Source organism: Kitasatospora sp. NPDC054939 (assembly GCF_053610105.1).
Genome location: NZ_JBSGXP010000057.1, coordinates 4,604 through 22,376 on the forward strand (window position 1 = coordinate 4,604; position 17,773 = coordinate 22,376).

13 protein-coding genes are annotated in these 17,773 nt (G+C 74.8%); 9 read left to right on the plus strand and 4 right to left on the minus strand.

The features are described 5' to 3' along the window. The first annotated feature begins 437 nt into the window (after positions 1 to 437). Entirely contained in the window at positions 438 to 1,964 is a 1,527-nt protein-coding gene (locus tag ACWGB8_RS18195; protein WP_452214500.1) for a S41 family peptidase, read from the plus strand. A gap of 77 nt (positions 1,965 to 2,041) precedes the next feature. Here ACWGB8_RS18195 and ACWGB8_RS18200 read toward each other — a convergent pair whose 3' ends face one another. Next, the gene (locus ACWGB8_RS18200) at positions 2,042 to 3,658 is read right to left on the minus strand and encodes an ABC-F family ATP-binding cassette domain-containing protein (protein ID WP_452214501.1); all 1,617 of its coding nucleotides are present in this window, start codon (positions 3,656 to 3,658) and stop codon (positions 2,042 to 2,044) included. 531 nt (positions 3,659 to 4,189) lie between these two features. Between ACWGB8_RS18200 and ACWGB8_RS18205 the strand changes: the two genes are divergently transcribed. The 4 genes from ACWGB8_RS18205 (at position 4,190) to ACWGB8_RS18220 (ending at position 8,756) form a co-directional block, all read left to right on the plus strand. Then, positions 4,190 to 5,410: a trypsin-like serine peptidase gene (locus ACWGB8_RS18205; RefSeq protein WP_452214502.1), complete on the plus strand. Its 1,221-nt coding sequence runs from the start codon at positions 4,190 to 4,192 to the stop codon at positions 5,408 to 5,410. Positions 5,411 to 5,536: 126 nt separating this feature from the next. Continuing rightward, positions 5,537 to 7,174, plus strand: coding sequence for an ABC-F family ATP-binding cassette domain-containing protein (locus tag ACWGB8_RS18210; protein ID WP_452214503.1), 1,638 nt, complete (start codon positions 5,537 to 5,539; stop codon positions 7,172 to 7,174). A 129-nt stretch (positions 7,175 to 7,303) separates the two neighbouring features. Then, positions 7,304 to 7,981, plus strand: a complete 678-nt coding sequence (locus ACWGB8_RS18215) for a nitroreductase family protein (protein WP_452214504.1) — start codon at positions 7,304 to 7,306, stop codon at positions 7,979 to 7,981. Positions 7,982 to 8,057: 76 nt separating this feature from the next. Next, positions 8,058 to 8,756, plus strand: a complete 699-nt coding sequence (locus tag ACWGB8_RS18220; protein ID WP_452214505.1) for a GNAT family N-acetyltransferase — start codon at positions 8,058 to 8,060, stop codon at positions 8,754 to 8,756. A gap of 73 nt (positions 8,757 to 8,829) precedes the next feature. Here the strand turns inward: ACWGB8_RS18220 and ACWGB8_RS18225 are convergent, their stop codons facing one another. Continuing rightward, complete coding sequence (locus ACWGB8_RS18225; protein WP_452214506.1) at positions 8,830 to 9,786, minus strand: aldo/keto reductase; 957 nt, start codon at positions 9,784 to 9,786, stop codon at positions 8,830 to 8,832. Positions 9,787 to 10,161: 375 nt separating this feature from the next. Here ACWGB8_RS18225 and ACWGB8_RS18230 point away from each other — a divergent pair, with 375 nt between their 5' ends. Beyond that, positions 10,162 to 11,817, plus strand: coding sequence for a carbohydrate binding domain-containing protein (locus tag ACWGB8_RS18230; protein WP_452214507.1), 1,656 nt, complete (start codon positions 10,162 to 10,164; stop codon positions 11,815 to 11,817). Between the two features lie 380 nt (positions 11,818 to 12,197). Continuing rightward, entirely contained in the window at positions 12,198 to 13,712 is a 1,515-nt protein-coding gene (locus tag ACWGB8_RS18235; RefSeq protein ID WP_452214508.1) for an SDR family oxidoreductase, read from the plus strand. A 30-nt stretch (positions 13,713 to 13,742) separates the two neighbouring features. Here ACWGB8_RS18235 and ACWGB8_RS18240 read toward each other — a convergent pair whose 3' ends face one another. Continuing rightward, positions 13,743 to 14,306, minus strand: coding sequence for a VanZ family protein (locus ACWGB8_RS18240; protein ID WP_452214509.1), 564 nt, complete (start codon positions 14,304 to 14,306; stop codon positions 13,743 to 13,745). 274 nt (positions 14,307 to 14,580) lie between these two features. Here ACWGB8_RS18240 and ACWGB8_RS18245 point away from each other — a divergent pair, with 274 nt between their 5' ends. Continuing rightward, positions 14,581 to 15,741 (plus strand): type III polyketide synthase, encoded by a 1,161-nt coding sequence (locus ACWGB8_RS18245; RefSeq protein WP_452214510.1) that lies wholly within the window; start codon positions 14,581 to 14,583, stop codon positions 15,739 to 15,741. A gap of 32 nt (positions 15,742 to 15,773) precedes the next feature. On the opposite strand, the gene ACWGB8_RS18250 is transcribed toward ACWGB8_RS18245, so the two are convergent. After that, on the minus strand, positions 15,774 to 17,015 hold the full coding sequence (locus ACWGB8_RS18250; protein ID WP_452214511.1) for an RNA-guided endonuclease InsQ/TnpB family protein: 1,242 nt from the start codon (positions 17,013 to 17,015) through the stop codon (positions 15,774 to 15,776). A gap of 120 nt (positions 17,016 to 17,135) precedes the next feature. Between ACWGB8_RS18250 and ACWGB8_RS18255 the strand changes: the two genes are divergently transcribed. Continuing rightward, entirely contained in the window at positions 17,136 to 17,747 is a 612-nt protein-coding gene (locus ACWGB8_RS18255) for an NUDIX hydrolase (RefSeq protein ID WP_452214512.1), read from the plus strand. The last annotated feature ends 26 nt before the right edge of the window (positions 17,748 to 17,773 follow it).

The following is a 17,773-nucleotide window of genomic DNA, read 5'->3' on the forward strand; positions in this document are numbered from 1 at the left end:
GGGCACCGTTACCCGCGCCTGGGTGCGCCCCGGTGTGGGGACGGCCGGGGGGAGGGCCCAAGGGGGGGCGCCGGGGGGTCGGGTGGCCCGCCGTTCGCGTGCCCGGGCCGTCCGCGACCGCGGGCTTCGACCCGGGCCGCGCCCCTGGCCACGACCCCGGGCGACGACCCGTCAACCGGGCCGCCGCGGCGGCCGGTACGCCCCAGGTGCTACCCGGACCGGCCCGCGGGTAGCCCCGCGGTAGGGGGCGAGGACCGGTCCACGGTGTGACGCCGCGGAGGGGTCGCACTCCGTACCGTCGGGGACGGGCAGCGGAACGGTTCCGCGGGGGACGCCCTGGGGACGCCCGTCCGCAGCGGATGCGGACGGGCGGCCCCACCAGGACGGCCTCGCCAGGACGGCGCAGAGCCGGGACGGGATCGAGAACGATGGCACGGATGACAGCGGGGCGCACGACCGGACGGACCCCGGAGGGGGCGGCCGGCGGCCCGCGGGCAGGACGCCGGACGGGACGGCCGTCGCACCGCGGCGGGCGCCCGACCGGGAAGGCGGCCGCGGCCCGCACGGTGGCCGCCACCGTGGTGGCGCTCGCGGTGGCCGCGGGGGCGGCGGCACCGGCCCTGGCCGCGCCCGGCGACGCACGCCGCCCCGGGGCGAACCGGCTGGACGGCGTCTGGCAGACGGACGGCTACGGGACCGTCCTGGAGATCGCGGGCGGGAAGCTGACCACCTACGACCTGACCCGGGTCAGCTGCACCGAGGGCGGCGGCCCGGGCCGGCAGTTCGGCGAGCCCGGACGCGACGGGGCGACCCGCTACGGCCCGGAGGGGTCCGCCTTCGCCGAACTGACGATCACCCCGCAGGGCCGGCACCGGGCCGTCCAGCAGGAGGACTCGTCCGTCGGCACGAGGTCGCTGAACCGGCTGCCCGGACTCCCCGCGCTCTGCCGGGAGCCGGTGGAGGACGACGGCCCGCTCGCGGTCTTCGACCGGTTCTGGGCGACCTTCGAGGAGAACTACCCCTTCTTCGCCGCCAAGGGCGTCGACTGGCATGCCGTGCGGGACACCTACCGGCCGCAGGTCACCGCGCAGACCGGACCCGACCGGCTCCAGCAGATCTTCGCCGAGATGCTCGCCCCGCTGAACGACGCGCACGTCGCACTGCGGCGCCCCGTCGGCGGCAAGCCGACGACGGTCTTCTCCGGCTCCCGGCCCGGCACCGTGATGCCGACCCCGGACCTGATGGTGCAGGCCGGCAAGCCCGTCGCCGCCCAACTGCTGGCGCCCGAGCGGACCTTCGGCAGCGGCATGCTGGGCGTCGGCGAACTCCCGGGCGGCCTGCGCTACCTGCGGGTCAGCCTGTTCGGCAACTACGTCCCGGACGGCAGCCACCAGGACGACACGGCCGAACTCGACCGCGCCCTGGACGCCCTGCTCGCCGACCGCGCCGGGCTGCGCGGCCTGGTCGTCGACGTCCGGGTGAACGGCGGCGGCTCGGACGCCCTCGCCCTGCAGATCGCCTCCCGGCTCACCGACCGGCCGTACACCGCCTACCGCAAGGTCGCCCGGAACGACCCCGCCGCCGCCCGCCGCTACACCCGGCCGCAGCCGATCGCCGTCCGCCCGGCCGCCGGCCCGCGTTGGACCGGCCCGGTGGCGGTGCTGACCGCCGGGAGCACCGTCAGCGCGGGCGAGACCTTCACCCAGGCGCTGATGGGCCGCAGCCCGCACGTCACCCGGATCGGCGAGAACACCCAGGGCGTGTTCAGCGACGTCCTGGTCCGCAAGCTGTCCGCGGAGTTCACCGCGGTGCTGCCGAACGAGAAGTTCCTCGCCCCGGACGGCAGCAGCTTCGACGGCCCGGGCATCCCGCCGGACGTCCGCACGCCGGTGTTCACCCCCGAGGAGCTGAACGGGCTGAAGGACTCCGCGCTGACCCGGGCCCGCCGGCTCCTCGGCGGCTGAGCCGGGCCCCCGGCAGTTCCCCGGCGGCCGACCCGGGCGGGTCCGGCCACCGGCGCCGGCACCCGGCCCGCTCCCGGCTACATCAGGTCCACCGCCTTCAGTTCGCCGTCCAGCTCCAGCCAGCGGGTGATGCCGATCCCGCGCAGGAACGGCAGGTCGTGGCTGGCGACGATCAGCGCGCCCTGGTAGGCGGCGAGCGCCTGGGTGAGCTGGCGGACGCTGGCGAGGTCGAGGTTGTTGGTCGGCTCGTCGAGCAGCAGCAGCTGCGGCGGCGGGTCGGCCAGCAGCAGGGCCGCCAGGGTGGCCCGGAACCGCTCGCCGCCGGACAGGGTGCCGGCGAGCTGGTCGGCCCGGCCGCCGCGGAACAGGAAGCGGGCCAGCCGTGCCCGGATCGCGTTGTCCCCCGCGCCAGGGGCGAACAGCTTGACGTTCCCCGCCACGCTCAGCGTGTCGTCCAGCAGGTCCAGCCGCTGCGGCAGGTGGCGCAGCGGCACCGGCGTGGTGACCTCCCCCTCCAGCGGGGCGAGTTCACCGGCGATGGTGCGCAGCAGGGTGGACTTGCCGGCCCCGTTGCGTCCGACCAGGGCGATCCGCTCGGCGCCGCGCAGGTCGAGGTCGGCCGTCGTCCCGTACGGCAGCCGGACCCGGTCCAGCGTGAGGACCGTGCGGCCGGCCGGGACGGCGGTGCGGGGCAGGTCGATGCGGATCTCGGCGTCGTCGCGGACGGCCTCCTCCGCCGTGGTGAGCTTCTGCTTGGCCTCGGCCAGGCGCTCGGTGTGCATGGTCTTCAGGCGACCCGCCGTCTCCTGGCCCTGGCGCTTGAGCTTGCCCGCGAAGATGTGCGGGTCGTTGCGGGTGACGGAGCGCTTCTTGCCGTAGCTCGCGCTGCGCTCCAGCTTCACCCGGGCATCGGCGAGGTCCCGCTTCTGGCGCTGGACGTCGGCCTCGGCGGCGCGCACCATCCGCTCGGCGGTCTCCTGCTGGGCGGCGACCGTCCGCTCGTAGTGCTCGAAGTTGCCGCCGTACCAGGTGACCTCGCCGTCCCTCAGGTCGGCGATCTGGTCGACGTGCTGGAGGAGTTCGCGGTCGTGACTGACGATCAGCATCACCCCGCCCCAGCCGGCCACGGTCTCGTAGAGCCGCCCCCGGGCGGCCCGGTCGAGGTTGTTGGTCGGCTCGTCGAGCAGCAGCACGTCGGGGCGGCGCAGCAGCAGGGCGGCCAGCCGGAGCAGGACGGCCTCGCCGCCGGAGAGTTCGCCGGTGGTGCGGTCCAGCCCGAGGCGGGCCAGGCCGAGCCGGTCGAGGGTGGCGCGGGCGCGCTCCTCGACGTCCCAGTCGTCGCCGACGGCGTCGAAGTGCCGCTGGTCGGTGTCGCCGGCCTCGATGGCGTGCAGCGCCTCCCGGGCCGCCCGGATACCGAGCGCCTCGTCGACCCGCAGACCGGTGTCGAGGGTGAGGCCCTGCGGCAGGTAGCCGAGTTCGCCGCCGACCCGGACGCTGCCGGAGGACGGGGTGAGCTCGCCCGCGATCAGACGCAGCAGGGTGGACTTGCCCGCGCCGTTGAGCCCGATCAGCCCGGTGCGGCCGGGGCCTACCGCCAGGTGGAAGCGGTCGAGGACGGGCTTGCCGTCCGGCCACTCGAAGGAGAGGTCCGTGCAGAGGACGGAGGTGGCGGGCTGGGTGGGTTGCGCCATGGATGGCCTCCCGGGGGGTGGTTGCCTGCAGGGGATCCGACCGGTGCGGTCGTCGAGCAGCACGGGAGACACCGCCGAAGGGGCGGCAGCGGGTGGAGCGGGGGCCGCGGAGTCTTCGGGCCGGCTCACCACTGAGGTCGCACACTCACGCACCGCGCATTCCTGGGCGCGGTGGGGCGGTGTCTCGGGACCTCAGTAGAGCAACGGCCTTCTCCTGTTCTGGCGGCTGACGGGGTCAACGCTAGGAAGCCCGCGGATGTTCCGCAAGCGATTAATCGGCGGGCCCGGCGGCAGCCCGGCGAACGGCCCCGTCGGGGGCGTCGGGGGCGTCGGGGATGTCAGGGGCGTCGGGGTCGGGCGCGGCAGCGGCTCCGGTGGCCGTCGCGTACGGATCCGGTGCCGATCGCGTGACAGGAGTGTCCCGGGGGGCGGGCGGCTCCCGAGGGGTGGGCACGGACATGGCAGACTCCTCCACTGCCGTGCCCGCCCCGAGCGGTGGCACGCGCCACGGACACAGGGGGAACTGAACAGATGTCATCGATACGCCGTACCGCCCGCGCCGCGCTGGGGGCCTCCGTCGTCGCGCTGACGATGGTCGCCGCGACCGCGTGCGGGCCGGAGAACGAGGGCGGCCCGGTCGGGGGCGGGGCGGCGCCGACCGCCGCCGTGAGCGAGAGCGGCAAGCCGGGCGCACTGCCGTTCAAGCTGCCGACCGTCGACGAGCTCAAGGGCTGGAAGTTCGAGGACTGGGACCGCTGGGCCCAGCAGAACGTGATCACGCCGGCCGTCAAGGGCTTCTGGGACCTGCAGAAGATCCTCACCGCCAAGCCGGTCAAGCCGGCCCCCGGCCCGACCACCGCACCCACCGCCGCACCGACGGCCGCCCCGACCGGGCAGCCGACCACCGCACCGACCGCCGCCCCGACCGGGCAGCCCCCGGGCGGCGGCAACGGCACCGACCCGAAGCCGAAGCGGGTCGAGGCCAAGCCCGTCGCGCACCCGTACGCGAAGCAGTTCCACGTCAACGGGAAGATCTTCTTCGACGACGGCAAGCAGAACTACGTCTGCTCCGGCACCGTGGTCGCCGACCCGGCCAACCCCGGCAAGAGCAACCTGGTGTGGACCGCCAGCCACTGCCTGCACAGCGGCAAGGGCGGCAAGTACTACACCAACGTCACCTTCGCCCCGGCGTTCAACAGCTCCGGCGCGGTGAGCGGCGGCAAGAAGGGCACCCTGGCCCAGGCCGCGCCGTACGGCGAGTGGGGCGCGGTCGCCGGCATGGTGTCCCCGCAGTGGGCGGCCGAGGCCGACGCCGGGTACGGCGGCCCGTGGAGCCAGTACGACTGGGGCATCATCAAGGTCGCCAACCCCGAGGGCGGCGGCAAGTCGCTGGAGGAGACCGTCGGCGGCGCCGTCCCGATCTGGTTCAACGCCCCGCGCGACCAGCTGACCTCCGTCAGCAACTACGGCTTCCCCGCGGGCAAGCCCTTCGACGGCATGGAGCTGGAGTACTGCGAGGGCGGCCGGCCGGTGCGCCACTCCCCCGACCCGGCCCGCCCGGCGATGCTCACCATCGGCTGCAACGCCACCGGCGGCGGCAGCGGCGGCGGCTGGTTCGCCACCCGGGACGGCAAGCAGGTCCTGGTCAGCGACACCTCCATCGGCGGCGACGCCTACGACTGGGAGGCCGGCCCCTACCTGGAGGACGTCGCCAAGAACGCGCTGGACTACTTCTCCAAGAAGGCCAGGTAACGCCCACCGGTACCCGCCGGTACGCCCGAGGGCCGCAGCCGCCACGGCTGCGGCCCTCCGCCGTCCCCGCCCGCCGCGCCCGCACCCGCCCGGACCACCCGCCGCGCTCTCTACAATCGGACCATCATGAGCGCCACACTCGTAGTCAAGGACCTCGCCGCCGGCCACGGCGAGCGCACCCTCTTCTCCGGCCTGGACCTGGTCGTCGCCCCCGGTGACGTGATCGGGCTGGTCGGCGTCAACGGCGCCGGGAAGTCGACCCTGCTGCGACTGCTGGCCGGTCTCGACACCCCCGAGGGCGGCTCGCTGCGGCTCAGCCCCGCCACCGCCAACGTCGGCCACCTGCCGCAGGAGCCGGAGCGCCGCGAGGGCGAGTCCGTCCGGGACTTCCTCGCCCGCCGCACCGGCGTCGCCGCGGCCCAGGCCGCCCTGGACGAGGCCACCGAGGGCCTGGTCGAGAGCCGCCCGGGCGCCGACGACGCCTATGCGTCGAGCCTGGACCGCTGGCTCGACCTCGGCGGCGCCGACCTGGAGGAGCGCGCCGAGGAGGTCGCCGACTCGCTCGGCCTCAAGGTCTCCCTCGACCTGCCGATGACCGCGCTCTCCGGCGGCCAGGCCGCCCGGGCGGGCCTCGCCTCGCTGCTGCTCTCCCGGTACGACGTGTTCCTGCTCGACGAGCCGACCAACGACCTCGACCTGGACGGCCTGGAGCGGCTGGAGTCCTTCGTCAAGGGCCTGCGCGCCGGCACCGTGCTGATCAGCCACGACCGCGAGTTCCTGGCCCGGACCGTCACCCGGGTGGTGGAGCTCGACCTGCACCAGCAGCAGGTCAACCTCTACGGCGGCGGCTACGAGGCGTACCTGGAGGAGCGGGCGGTGTCCCGCCGGCACGCCCGCGAGGAGTACGAGGAGTACGCCGACACCAAGGCCGGGCTGGAGGCGCGGGCCCGGATGCAGCGCGGCTGGATGGAGCACGGCGTGCGCAACGCCCGCCGCAAGTCCTCCGACAACGACAAGATCGGCCGGGCGATGCGCGCCGAGTCGACCGAGAAGCAGGCCTCCAAGGCCCGGCAGACCCAGCGCATGATCGAGCGGCTGGACGTGGTCGAGGAGCCCCGCAAGGAGTGGGAGCTGCGGATGGAGATCACCACCGCGCCGCGCTCCGGCTCGGTGGTCGCCACCCTGCGCGGCGCCGTCGTGCGCCGGGGCGACTTCGCCTTCGGCCCGGTGGACCTGCAGATCGACTGGGCCGACCGGGTCGCCATCACCGGGGCCAACGGGGCGGGCAAGTCGACCCTGCTGGCGGCGCTGCTCGGCCGGCTCGAACTCGACGCCGGCAGTGCGGCACTGGGCTCCGGCGTGCTGGTCGGCGAGGTGGACCAGGCGCGCGGGCTGTTCCTCGGCGAGGGGCCGCTGCTGGAGGCCTTCGCCGCCGCCGTCCCCGAGTTCGCCCCCGAGGACGTGCGCACCCTGCTCGCCAAGTTCGGCCTCAAGGCCGTCCACGTGCTGCGCCCGGCGGGCACCCTCTCGCCCGGCGAGCGCACCCGGGCCGCCCTCGCCCTGCTGCAGGCCCGCGGCGTCAACCTGCTGGTGCTCGACGAGCCCACCAACCACCTCGACCTGCCCGCGATCGAGCAGCTGGAGTCGGCGCTCGCCTCGTACACCGGCACGCTCCTGCTGGTCACCCACGACCGGCGGATGCTGGACACGGTGAGCGTCAACCGCCGGCTGGAGGTCCGGGAGGGCCGCGTCCACGAGTCCTGAGCGGGCGGCACGGCCCGATTCCCGGTGGGTCGGCACCGCCCGACGCCCGGCCGGTCGGCGCGGCGCCCCGGGGAGTCGGGAGGTCCAGACCTCTTCCCCGGGGCGCCGTCCTGTGCTGTGCTGTCGGCCATGGTTGAGAGCACAGTGGCGGCCGGCGGCTCGTACCCGAGCGTCGCCCTCCGCCCGATGACCGTGCCCGCCCACGAGGCCGAGGCGCGCAGCAGGACTTTCCACGACGTCATGGCGCAGCGCCGCACGGTGCGCGACTACTCGACGCGCCCGATCCCCGAGGGCGTGCTGGAGTGGGCGGTCCGGACCGCCTCCACCGCGCCGAGCGGGGCGCACGTCCAGCCGTGGCGGTTCGTGGTGATCACCGACCCGGAGCGGAAGCGGCGGCTGCGGGAGGCGGCCGAGACGGAGGAGCGGGAGTTCTACGCGCACCGGGCCTCGCCGGAGTGGCTGGCCGCCCTGGAGCCGATCGGCACCGACTGGAACAAGCCGTTCCTGGAGGACGCGCCGGCCGTGATCGTGGTCTTCGAGGTGCACAAGGGCCCGCAGTCGCCGCGGCCGTACTACACCAAGGAGTCGGTGGGCATCGCGGTCGGGCTGCTGCTCGCCACCCTGCACCAGGCCGGCCTCGCCACCCTCACGCACACCCCGAGCCCGATGAAGTTCCTCAACGAGGTGTGCGAACGGCCCGCCGAGGAGCGGGCCGCCTACGTGATCCCGGTCGGCTACCCGGCCGAGGGGGCGCGCGTACCCGACCTGCGGCGCAAGGATCTCGACGAGGTGCTGGTACGCCTCTGACGCGCCGGAGGGCGGCGCCGCCCTGCGCGCGGGCCCGCGCTGGTGGCAGGTCTGGACCATGGACATAATCGCTGTCATGAGTCACGTCATGCGCCACCCCCGCAGGCGAGCCGCCCTCCTCCGCAGCACCGCCACCACGGCACCCGCACCCGGCCCGACCGGCGGCGCGGGCGGCGGTGCGACGATCGTCGGTGCGACAGCGGCAGCCGTTCGGACGGCCGGGCCCACCGACGGCCGCCCGCCCGAGCTGCTGCCGCTGGCCGACGGCCTCTCCCTGCACCGGCGCACGGTCGTGCACGCCCCCGCGCTCAACGCCGCCGTCCGCGCCGACCTGCGGCACCTGCGCCCGTGGATGGAGTGGGCCGCCGAGGCGCCCAGCCTCGCGTACAGCACCGCGTCGGCCCGCGCCGGGGTCGCCGCCTGGGACGCCGGCACCCACTTCATGTACGTAGCCGTCCCGGACGGACAGCCCGACCGGGTGATCGGCGGCTTCGGACTGCACGGCCGGATCGGCCCGGGCGCCCTGGAGCTCGGCTACTGGGTCGGCTCCGCACACACCGGCCGGGGCATCGCGACCGCCGCGGCCGGGGCGCTCACCGCGGCCGCCCTGGCGCTGCCCGGCATCGTCCGGGTGGAGATCCACTGCGACGCGGCCAACTACGCCAGCGCCGCCGTACCGCGCAAGCTCGGCTACCGGCTGGACCGGGTGGCGGAGGCGCCGGTGAAGGCCCCGGGCGAGACGGGCCGCCAACTGGTGTGGATCCGCGAGCACTGACCCCGACAGGTGGCCCCGGAGGCCTGGCCGGGCGGGGGCCCTGGGGCACCCCGCCCGGCCTGCAGGCCTCCGGTCAGTACCGCTCGCCGGTCGGGGCGGGCAGGCCGTCCAGCTCGGCGAGTTCGTCCGCGCCGAGCACCACGTCGGCCGCGGCCGCGTTGTCCGCCAGGTACTTGGGCGTCTTGGTGCCCGGGATCGGCAGCACGTACCGCCCCTGCGCCAGCACCCAGGCGAGCGCCACCTGCGCCGGCGTCGCACCGAGCCGGGCGGCGATCTCCTTGACCTTGTCGACGATCGCCAGGTTGGCGGCGAGCGCGTCCTGCTGGAAGCGCGGCAGGGTGCGGCGCCAGTCGTCGGCGGGCAGTTCGGCGGCCGAGGAGAAGCGGCCGGCCAGGAAGCCCCGGCCGAGCGGCGAGAACGGCAGGAACGCGATGCCCTGCTCCTCGGTGTACGGCAGCACCTCGGCCAGCGGGTCCCGGGTCCACAGCGACAGCTCCGACTGGACCGAGGCCACCGGGTGGACGGCCTGGGCGCGCCGGATCTGCTCGACGCCCACCTCGGAGAGCCCGATCTGCCGGGCCTTCCCGGCCGCGACCACCTCGGCCAGCGCGCCCCAGGTCTCCTCGATCGGCACCTGCGGGTCGACCCGGTGCAGCTGGTAGAGGTCGACGTGGTCGGTGCCGAGCCGGCGCAGGCTCTCGTCGATCGAGCGCCGGACGTGCTCGGGGCGGCCGTTGTTGCCGACCCGGCGGCCGTCGTCGCCCGGCACCAGGCCCACCTTGGTGGCCAGCACCGCGCGCTCCCGGTACGGACCGGCGAGGGCGGCGCCGACGACCTCCTCGTTGCTGTACGGCCCGTAGATGTCGGCGGTGTCGATCAGGGTGACCCCGAGGTCGAGCGCGGTGCGGATCACCTGCACCGAGGTCTCGTCGTCCCGGTTGCCCGGGTCGTACGCCCAGGTCATCCCCATGCAGCCGAGACCGATCACGCCGACCTCGGGACCGTTGCTGCCGATCGTGCTGGTGCGCATGCTTGATGCTCCTTCAGGTGCGGACGGGGTGTCGGGGCAGCCCGGTGGCCGGGCCTCCGGTGCGGGCTGCTCCCGGCGAACGGCTCAAGCCTCTCCCTTGGAGTGCACTCAAGGTCAAGCGGCCGGTGCGGCCCCATCCGGCCACCGGTTGCGCAACGGGGGTGCGACGGAGGCGCGGGAGCGGCTGCCGATGCTTGACGCGCCCATCTGGTCTAGTCCAGTTTGAAGGGGCGGCGCCCACCCCCACCGGCCCGGCGCCGCGCACCGCCCCCGCACCACGCACCGCCCCGCACCGGACAGCACTCCCCCACGCCCGTCCGCCCGCGCACCCCACCGCCCGCGCGGACGGCCGGCACCGTCCCGAGAGGCACCCCCATGCCGCACGCGCCCCACTCCGACCCGCCCGGCACACCCGATCTGCCCGACCGGCCCGGCGCGTTCGAGGAGCCCGAGCCGACCGGACGGCCGCAGCGGCACCCGCGGCGGGCCTCCCCACGCACCCGGGCCCTCGTCGCGCTGGTCGCGGGCGCCCTGGCCGCCGGCCTGACCGCCCTCGCCGGCAACGCCGGTGCGACGGCCGGCAACCTGCTCGCCGACCCCGGCTTCGAGAGCGGCGCACTCGGGGCCTGGAGCTGTTCCGGCACCACCGGCAGCATCGTCGACAGCGGCGCCCACACGGGCACGTACGCGCTCAAGGGCGCGGTCGGCAGCGGCGACACCGCCCAGTGCAGCCAGACCGTGGCCGTCCGGCCCGGCACCTCCTACACCCTCAGCGCCTGGGTGCGCGGCCCGTACGTGTACCTCGGCGCGACCGGCGGCGGCACCACCGTCCCCGCGGTCTGGACCCCGGGCGGCCCCGCGTGGCAGCGCCTCTCCACCACCTTCACCACCGGCCAGACCACCACCGCCCTCACCGTGCAGTTGCACGGCTGGTACGGCCAGGGCGCCTACCTGGCCGACGACGTGGTGCTCTCCGGCCCGGACGGCACCGGGCCCGCCCACCCGCCGGCCTCCTCGGCACCGCCGTCGCCATCCACCCCCGGCACGCCCGGGGGCCCGACCGCCACGGCGACCCCCACGGCGACCTCGACGGCGACCTCCGCCGGGACGGCGACCTCCGCCGGGACGCCGGCGCAGGGGCCACCGTCCGCGGTGCGGATGCCGGTCGCCCCGTACGTCGACATGAGCGCCCGGCCGACCCCGTCGCTGCCGGCCCTGGCCTCGGCCGGCGGGCCGACGTCCTTCACCATGGGCTTCGTCACCGGCGCGGGCTGCCGGGCCAGTTGGTTCAACGCCCACGACCCGCGCAGCGGTTGGGCCGGCGAGCAGATCGCCGCGGTCCGGGCCGCCGGGGGCGACGTCAAGGTCTCCTTCGGCGGCGCCGCCGGCACCGAACTCGCCGCCGCCTGCACCTCGGTGGACGCACTGTTCGCCGAGTACGACGCGGTCGTGCGGGCGTACGGCCTGACCTACGTCGACTTCGACATCGAGGGCGCGGTCCTCGCCGACACCGCCGCCACCGCCCGCCGCTCCGCCGCGCTGGCCAGGCTGCAGCAGGCCCACCCCGGCCTGCGGATCTCCCTCACCCTGCCGGTCCTGCCCGAGGGCCTGACCACCGATGGCGTCGGCATCGTCCGCTCCGCCCGGGACGCCGGGGTCGACCTCGACCTGGTGAACATCATGGCGATGGACCACCACCGCCCCGGCGCCGACTACGGCGACGCCGCCGTCCAGGCCGCCCAGGCCCTGCACGGCCAGCTGAAGGTGCTCCACCCCGAACGGGACGACGCCCGGCTCTGGGCCACCGTCGGGGTCACCCCGATGGTCGGCGAGAACGACGACCACCAGCGCTACGACCAGGCGGACGCCCGGCAGTTGGTGGACTTCGCCGGCCGGCACCGGCTCGGCATGCTGTCCTTCTGGGACGCCACCCGTGACGCCAACGCCTGCACCGGCCCGCTCCACCGGTGCACCAACATCCCGCAGCAGCCCTCCGAGTTCGCGCGGATCTTCGCGCAGTACCGGGGCTGACCGGGGAGTCCGGTGCCGCGTCCCGGGTGCCCGGGTGCGCGGACGGGCGCCGACCCGGTCCGGCCACCCGGGCGGCCTCGGCGTCCGACCCACCCGGTAGAGTCCCCGCAACGCCCGGACGCAGCGCAGAGGCGGGCGCGCCGCTCCGGCAGGCGGGAGACGCCGGTTCGCCGGTCGGAACCCACCGGGCAGGACGAACAGCGGGCCGGGGGAAGGCAGCGGCAGTGAACCACGGGGGCAGGGGCGGGGAGGGTCGAACGGTCGCGCCCGCGCCCGGCACGGACGACCGCACCACACAGGAACCGATCACGGACGACCCGATCACGGGCGTCGAGCGTGCCGAGGGTGCCGAGGCCGTCGAGGGCACGACGGTCGACGCCGTGGGAACCGGCGCCGCGGAGGTGCCGGGCGAGGAGCCGACCCCGGAGGAACTCGCCGCCTTCAGTCGCACGCTCGGCCGCCTCCGCGGGCTCCCCACCCTGCACCCCGCCCGGCTGCACGCCGAACGGCAGGCCGATTCCTTCGTCCGCGAGAGCCGCAAGCAGCGCCGACGGGCCCGGAAGGAAGCCGGGAGGCTCGCAGACGCGGAACTGCTCGCCACCACCGTCACGGGCGCCCGCGGACGCCGCGAGGACGCAGCGCTCGACCTGCCGGCCCCGGCACCGTCCGCCATCGGAGGGGACGGGGGCGGGCAGGTGCCCTTCGGCGAGCTGCAGCTGGCCCGGCGGTGCTACGTCTGCAAGGCGGCCTACCGGCAGGTCGACGCGTTCTACCACCTGCTCTGCCCCGCCTGCGCCGCCGAGAACGCCGCCCGCCGCGCCCTCTCCACCGACCTGCGCGGCCGACGCGCCCTGCTCACCGGCGGACGCGTCAAGATCGGGTTCCAGCTGGCGCTGATGATGCTGCGCGACGGCGCCGAACTGATCGTCACCAGCCGGTTCCCGCACGACACCGTCCGGCGGTTCCGGGCCGCGCCCGGCAGCGGCGCATGGTGGGACCGGCTCACCGTCGTGGGCATCGACCTGCGCGACCCCCGCCAGGTACTCGGACTGGCCGACCGGCTGCGCGCCGAGGGCCGCCCGCTCGACATCCTGGTCAACAACGCCGCACAGACCCTGCGCCGCCCGCCCGAGTCGTACGCCCTGCTGGCCGCCGGGGAGCACACCGCCCTGCCCGCCCCGGACGCCCGGGCCGTCACCCACGCACCCGGCTTCCGCCCGATGCCGGTGCTCGCCCCGGCCTGGCCCACCGCCGGACTGGGCGCCGGACCGGCCGGACCGACGGACCCGGAGACCCCGGCCCCACCGTCCCCGGACGCGCTGCGGCTGCCGGCCGCCCGGACGGCGCCCGGGGCCCGGCCGACCCCGCCACCCCGGCGGGCCGACGAGGCCGGGCTGCTGCCGGACCTCGCGCCCGCCAACTCCTGGTCCGTCCGCCTCGGCGACCTCGACCCCGGTGAGGTCCTGGAGACCCAGCTGGTCAACGCCCTCGCCCCGGCGCTGCTCTGCGACCGCCTGCTGCCGCTGCTGCTCGCCTCCCCGCACGCCAACCGCTACATCGTCAACGTCACCGCCGTGGAAGGCCGGTTCGAGGTCCGCAACAAGACCGGCGGCCACCCCCACACCAACATGGCCAAGGCCGCGCTCAACATGCTGACCCGCACCAGCGCCGCCGAACTCGCCGCGCAGGGGGTGCACATGTGCGCGGTCGACACCGGCTGGATCACCGACGAGAACCCGGCACCGAAAAAGGCCCACCTCGCGGACCGCGGCTTCCGCACGCCGCTGGACATCGTCGACGGCGCCGCCCGGGTCTACGACCCCATCGTGCGCGGCGAGGCCGGCAGCCCGGTCTCCGGGGTCTTCCTCAAGGACTACCGCGAAGCCGCCTGGTGAACGCCCCCGCCCACACCTGCGCGGCCGGGGTCACACCCCCGGCGTCATGCCCCGGGCACGCAGGGCGCGGACCGCGACCCGGGTGAGCGGGCCCAGCAGCAGGCCGCCCACCGCGCCCAGGGCGAGCCCGAACAGGTTGTCCCAGACGTCCTGGGCGTGGCAGCCGTGCCCGAGGGCCGGCACGGCGTACTGCACGTACTCGACGGCGAACGGCAGGGTCGCCGCGCCGAGCAGCACCACGACGGCCCGGCTCCGGGTGCCGGCCAGGGCCGCGGCGACCCCGACCGGGACGAACAGCGCGGCGTTGAGGCCGACCCGGCTCAGGGCCAGCAGCCCGGCGAGCGGCCGCGGCCCGGCCCCGGTCAGGGTGCACTGCTGCGCGGCGGTCCGGGACAGCTCCCACACCGGCCCGCGGGTGTCGGGGAGCAGGGACAGCGTGACCACCCCGCCGAGGGCGAGCAGCAGCACGAACCCCACCGCCCAGTGCGCCCGCAGCAGCCGCCCGACCGGGCGGTTCAGCAGTGCGGCCGGCACGAGCGAGCAGAGCACCCCCGGCCAGAACAGCGGTACGGCCTCCAGTACGGCTTCGATCACACCCGAACGGACGCCTCGTACATCCGTCCGGTTCTCACCGTCCGCCGCGGGCGGCGACCGCCCGCTTCCGCATACAATCATCCGCCTCCCCCCATCGGGCGAACTGTCCGGCTCCTCCGCATACCGCCTCCCGCGCGGGGGAGCCTCAGCACGTCCGCGCCCGAACGACCCGTGTCCGGGCGGCGGCGCCTCCAGCCGTTCGGGAAGCCCGTGACCGCCGCCGCCCCGTGCGGGACCGTCCGGTACCCGTAGCCCCCCAGGGGGAGGAGCACCCGTGGCCACACTCTGCCGGCCCGCCGTCGCCGTGCCCGAGCACGTCATCACCGTCGAACAGACCCTCGACCTGACCCGCACCCTGCACGCCGGCCACCCCGAACTCCCCCGCGCCCTCCGCCTGATCGAGGACGCCGGGGTGCGCACCCGGCACCTGGTCCAGCCGGTCGAACAGACCCTGCGGCTTCCCGGGCTCGGTGCCCGCGACGCCGTGTACCGGCGGGAGGCCCGGGCACGCGTCCCCGAGGTCGTCGAACGGGCCCTCGGGTACGCCGAGTTGTCCGCCCGGGAGATCGACCTGATCGTCCACGTCTCGTGCACCGGCTTCCTGCCGCCCTCGCCGACCTCCTGGCTGATCACCGCCCTGGGCTTCCGGTCCGACACCCGCCAGCTGCCGATCGCCCAGCTCGGCGGCGCGGGCGGCGGCGCCGCGATCAACCGGGCGCACGACTTCTGCCGCGCCTACCCGGGCTCCAACGTGCTCGTCGTGGCCTGCGAGTTCTGCTCGCTCTACCGCCAGCCGGGCGGCCCCGGGGTCGGCCCGCTGCTCTCCGGCGGACTGTTCGGGGACGCCGTCGCCGCAGCCGTGGTGCGGGGCCGGGGCGGCACGGGCGTCCGGATCGAGCACAACGGCTCGCACCTGGTGCCCGGCACCGAGGCATGGATCTCCCACGACGTCCGGGACTCCGGCGTCCACCTCCTGCTGGACGAACGCCTCCCCGACGTCGCGGAACCGCTCGCCCCCGCACTGCGCGCCCTCGCCGTCGAGCACGGCCGGGACGTCTCCGGCCTCGGCTTCTGCATCGTGCCCGCCGGCAGCCCGCGCCTGCTGGACGACCTGGCCACCCGCCTGCACCTGGCGCCCGAAGCCCTCCGCTTCAGCCGGGCCACCCTCGCCGAACGCGGCGACATCGCCGGCGCGGCGGTGTTCGACGCACTGGCCCGGCTGTTCGGGAGCGGCGCGCCCGAGGAGGGGGCGCCCGGCCTGGTAGCCGCCATCGGACCCGGCATCACCGCCGAACTGACGCTCGGCAGTTGGACGGCCGCGCCGATCGAGCGGACCGTCATCCGCCGACCCGCCACCATCAGCCCGGCCGATCTGACGCTCACCCACGCGGTGGCCCCGCTGCTGCGTCCCGCGGGGACTACGATCTCGGATTGACTTCCTCCCCGTCCTAAGGACGGGGGTTCCCCTCAGCCTCGCAGCTGAGCCGCTGGGCGTGTGCCCTGCGGTGGGACTACTTCCTGCTTCATCGACGACGGCCCGCCCGGAGTGCTCCGTTGAGGTCTTACACCGTCTCCACAGGCTGCGGCCGCCAGCCCGGCGGCCAGGATGTTCTTTGCCGCGTTGACGTCCCGGTCGTGGGCCGTCCCGCAGTCGCACGTCCACTCGCGGACGTTCAGCGGCATCGTGCCGTGCAAGATGCCGCAGGTGGAGCGCAGCTTGGAGGAGGGGAACCAGCGGTCCACCACCACCAGCTCCCGCCCATACCAGGCGGTCTTGTACTCCAGCATCGACCGCATCTCGGACCACGACGCATCGGAGACGGCGCGGGCGAGCGTGCGGTTCTTGATCATGTTGCGGACCGACAGGTCCTCGATCACGACCGTTTGGTTCTCACGGACGAGTCGAGTGGTGAGCTTGTGCAGGAAGTCCCTGCGCCGGTCGGCGATCCGGGCGTGCACCCGACCTACCCTGACCCGCGCCTTCGCCCGATTGTTGGAGTCCTTGGCCTTGCGGGACAGCTCCCGCTGGGCCTTCGCCAGCCGCTCCCGGTCCCTGCTCTCGTGCTGGGGGTTGGTGATCTTCTCCCCGGTGGAGAGCGTCACCAGGCTGGTGATACCGACGTCGATCCCGATGGCCGCGTCGACCGGCGCGGGCATGGTCGGTCGGTCGTCGCACAGCATCGAGACGAACCAGCGTCCCGCGCCGTCCTGCGACACCGTGACCGTGGACGGCGAAGCGCCATCCGGCATCGGGCGCGACCACACGATCGCCAGCGGCTCAACCATCTTCGCCAACGTCAGCCGACCGTCCCGGAACCGGAACGCCGAGCCGGTGTACTCGGCACAGCGGCGGGACTTCTTCCGGCTCTTGAACGTCGGGTACTTCGCCCGCTTCTGCCAGAAGTTGGCGAATGCCCGCTGCAGGTGCCGCAGCGCTTGTTGCAGCGGGACTGACGACACCTCGCAGAGGTATGCCAGCTCCTCGGTCTTCTTCCACGCGGTCAGCATCGCGGAGGTGGCGGTGCAATCGACCCGCTCCCGGCGCAGCGTCCACGCTTCCGTACGAACCTGCAAAGCCAGGTTGTAGACCTTCCTCACGCACCCGAACGTGCGCAACAGCTCAGCCGCCTGCGCATCGGTCGGGTAGAAGCGGTACTTGAAAGCCCGCTTCACGTGGGTGTTCACCACGGATCGGACAATATCAGCCATCTCTGCACCAGGTGACGGATAATCATCTATCAAAACGGCGGAGCCGCTGTCCCAGACCCGCTGAGCGGGCGACCCGATTCCTTCCCGGCCCAGAGGCCGGGGTTTCCTTGGAGGTATCCGATGACAGATACGACGGACCGGACGGACACCTCCGCGGACAGAGCCGACCACACCGAGACCGACCGCACCCGGCGCGCCATCGACGCCGACGTCACGGCGCGCTTCCCCGCGCTGCACGCCCCGCAGTACTGGGCCTGGGGCCGCTACGACGCCCAGTTCTCCACCGAGCTCCCCCCGGACGAGCTGATCACCAACATCCACGTCGTGGGCTTCCAGGACGGCAAGGTCGTGCTGTGCCGCGACGCGCGCGACCACTGGTTCCTGCCCGGCGGCACCCGGGAGAGCGCCGAGAGCATCGAGTCCTGCCTGGTCCGCGAGCTGCGCGAGGAGGCCGGCGCCCGGCTGGTCGGCGCGCCGCACTGGCTGGGCGCGCACCGCTGCGTCACCGACGACCCGGTGCCGTACCGGCCGTGGCAGCCGCACCCGGAGAAGGCCTGGCTCTGGGGCTGGGCCGAGGTCGCGGTCGAGTCCGCGCCGACCAACCCGGACGACGGCGAACAGGTCGTCGAGGTACGGGCGGTGGAGCCCGCCGAGGCGCAGCGCCTGCTGGCGCGCAGCCACGACGCCTGGTGGGGCGAGCTGATCGCGCTCGCCGTCGAGCTGCGCGGCTGAACCCGCGCGCCCCGGCCGCACCGTAC

Excerpts from the sequence above, each read along its gene's own strand:
- ACWGB8_RS18195 (WP_452214500.1), top strand. The coding sequence starts at position 438 with ATGACAGCGGGGCGCACGACCGGACGGACCCCGGAGGGGGCGGCCGGC.
- ACWGB8_RS18200 (WP_452214501.1), bottom strand. The coding sequence starts at position 3,658 with ATGGCGCAACCCACCCAGCCCGCCACCTCCGTCCTCTGCACGGACCTC.
- ACWGB8_RS18205 (WP_452214502.1), top strand. The coding sequence starts at position 4,190 with ATGTCATCGATACGCCGTACCGCCCGCGCCGCGCTGGGGGCCTCCGTC.
- ACWGB8_RS18210 (WP_452214503.1), top strand. The coding sequence starts at position 5,537 with ATGAGCGCCACACTCGTAGTCAAGGACCTCGCCGCCGGCCACGGCGAG.
- ACWGB8_RS18215 (WP_452214504.1), top strand. The coding sequence starts at position 7,304 with ATGGTTGAGAGCACAGTGGCGGCCGGCGGCTCGTACCCGAGCGTCGCC.
- ACWGB8_RS18220 (WP_452214505.1), top strand. The coding sequence starts at position 8,058 with ATGAGTCACGTCATGCGCCACCCCCGCAGGCGAGCCGCCCTCCTCCGC.
- ACWGB8_RS18225 (WP_452214506.1), bottom strand. The coding sequence starts at position 9,786 with ATGCGCACCAGCACGATCGGCAGCAACGGTCCCGAGGTCGGCGTGATC.
- ACWGB8_RS18230 (WP_452214507.1), top strand. The coding sequence starts at position 10,162 with ATGCCGCACGCGCCCCACTCCGACCCGCCCGGCACACCCGATCTGCCC.
- ACWGB8_RS18250 (WP_452214511.1), bottom strand. The coding sequence starts at position 17,015 with ATGGCTGATATTGTCCGATCCGTGGTGAACACCCACGTGAAGCGGGCT.
- ACWGB8_RS18255 (WP_452214512.1), top strand. The coding sequence starts at position 17,136 with ATGACAGATACGACGGACCGGACGGACACCTCCGCGGACAGAGCCGAC.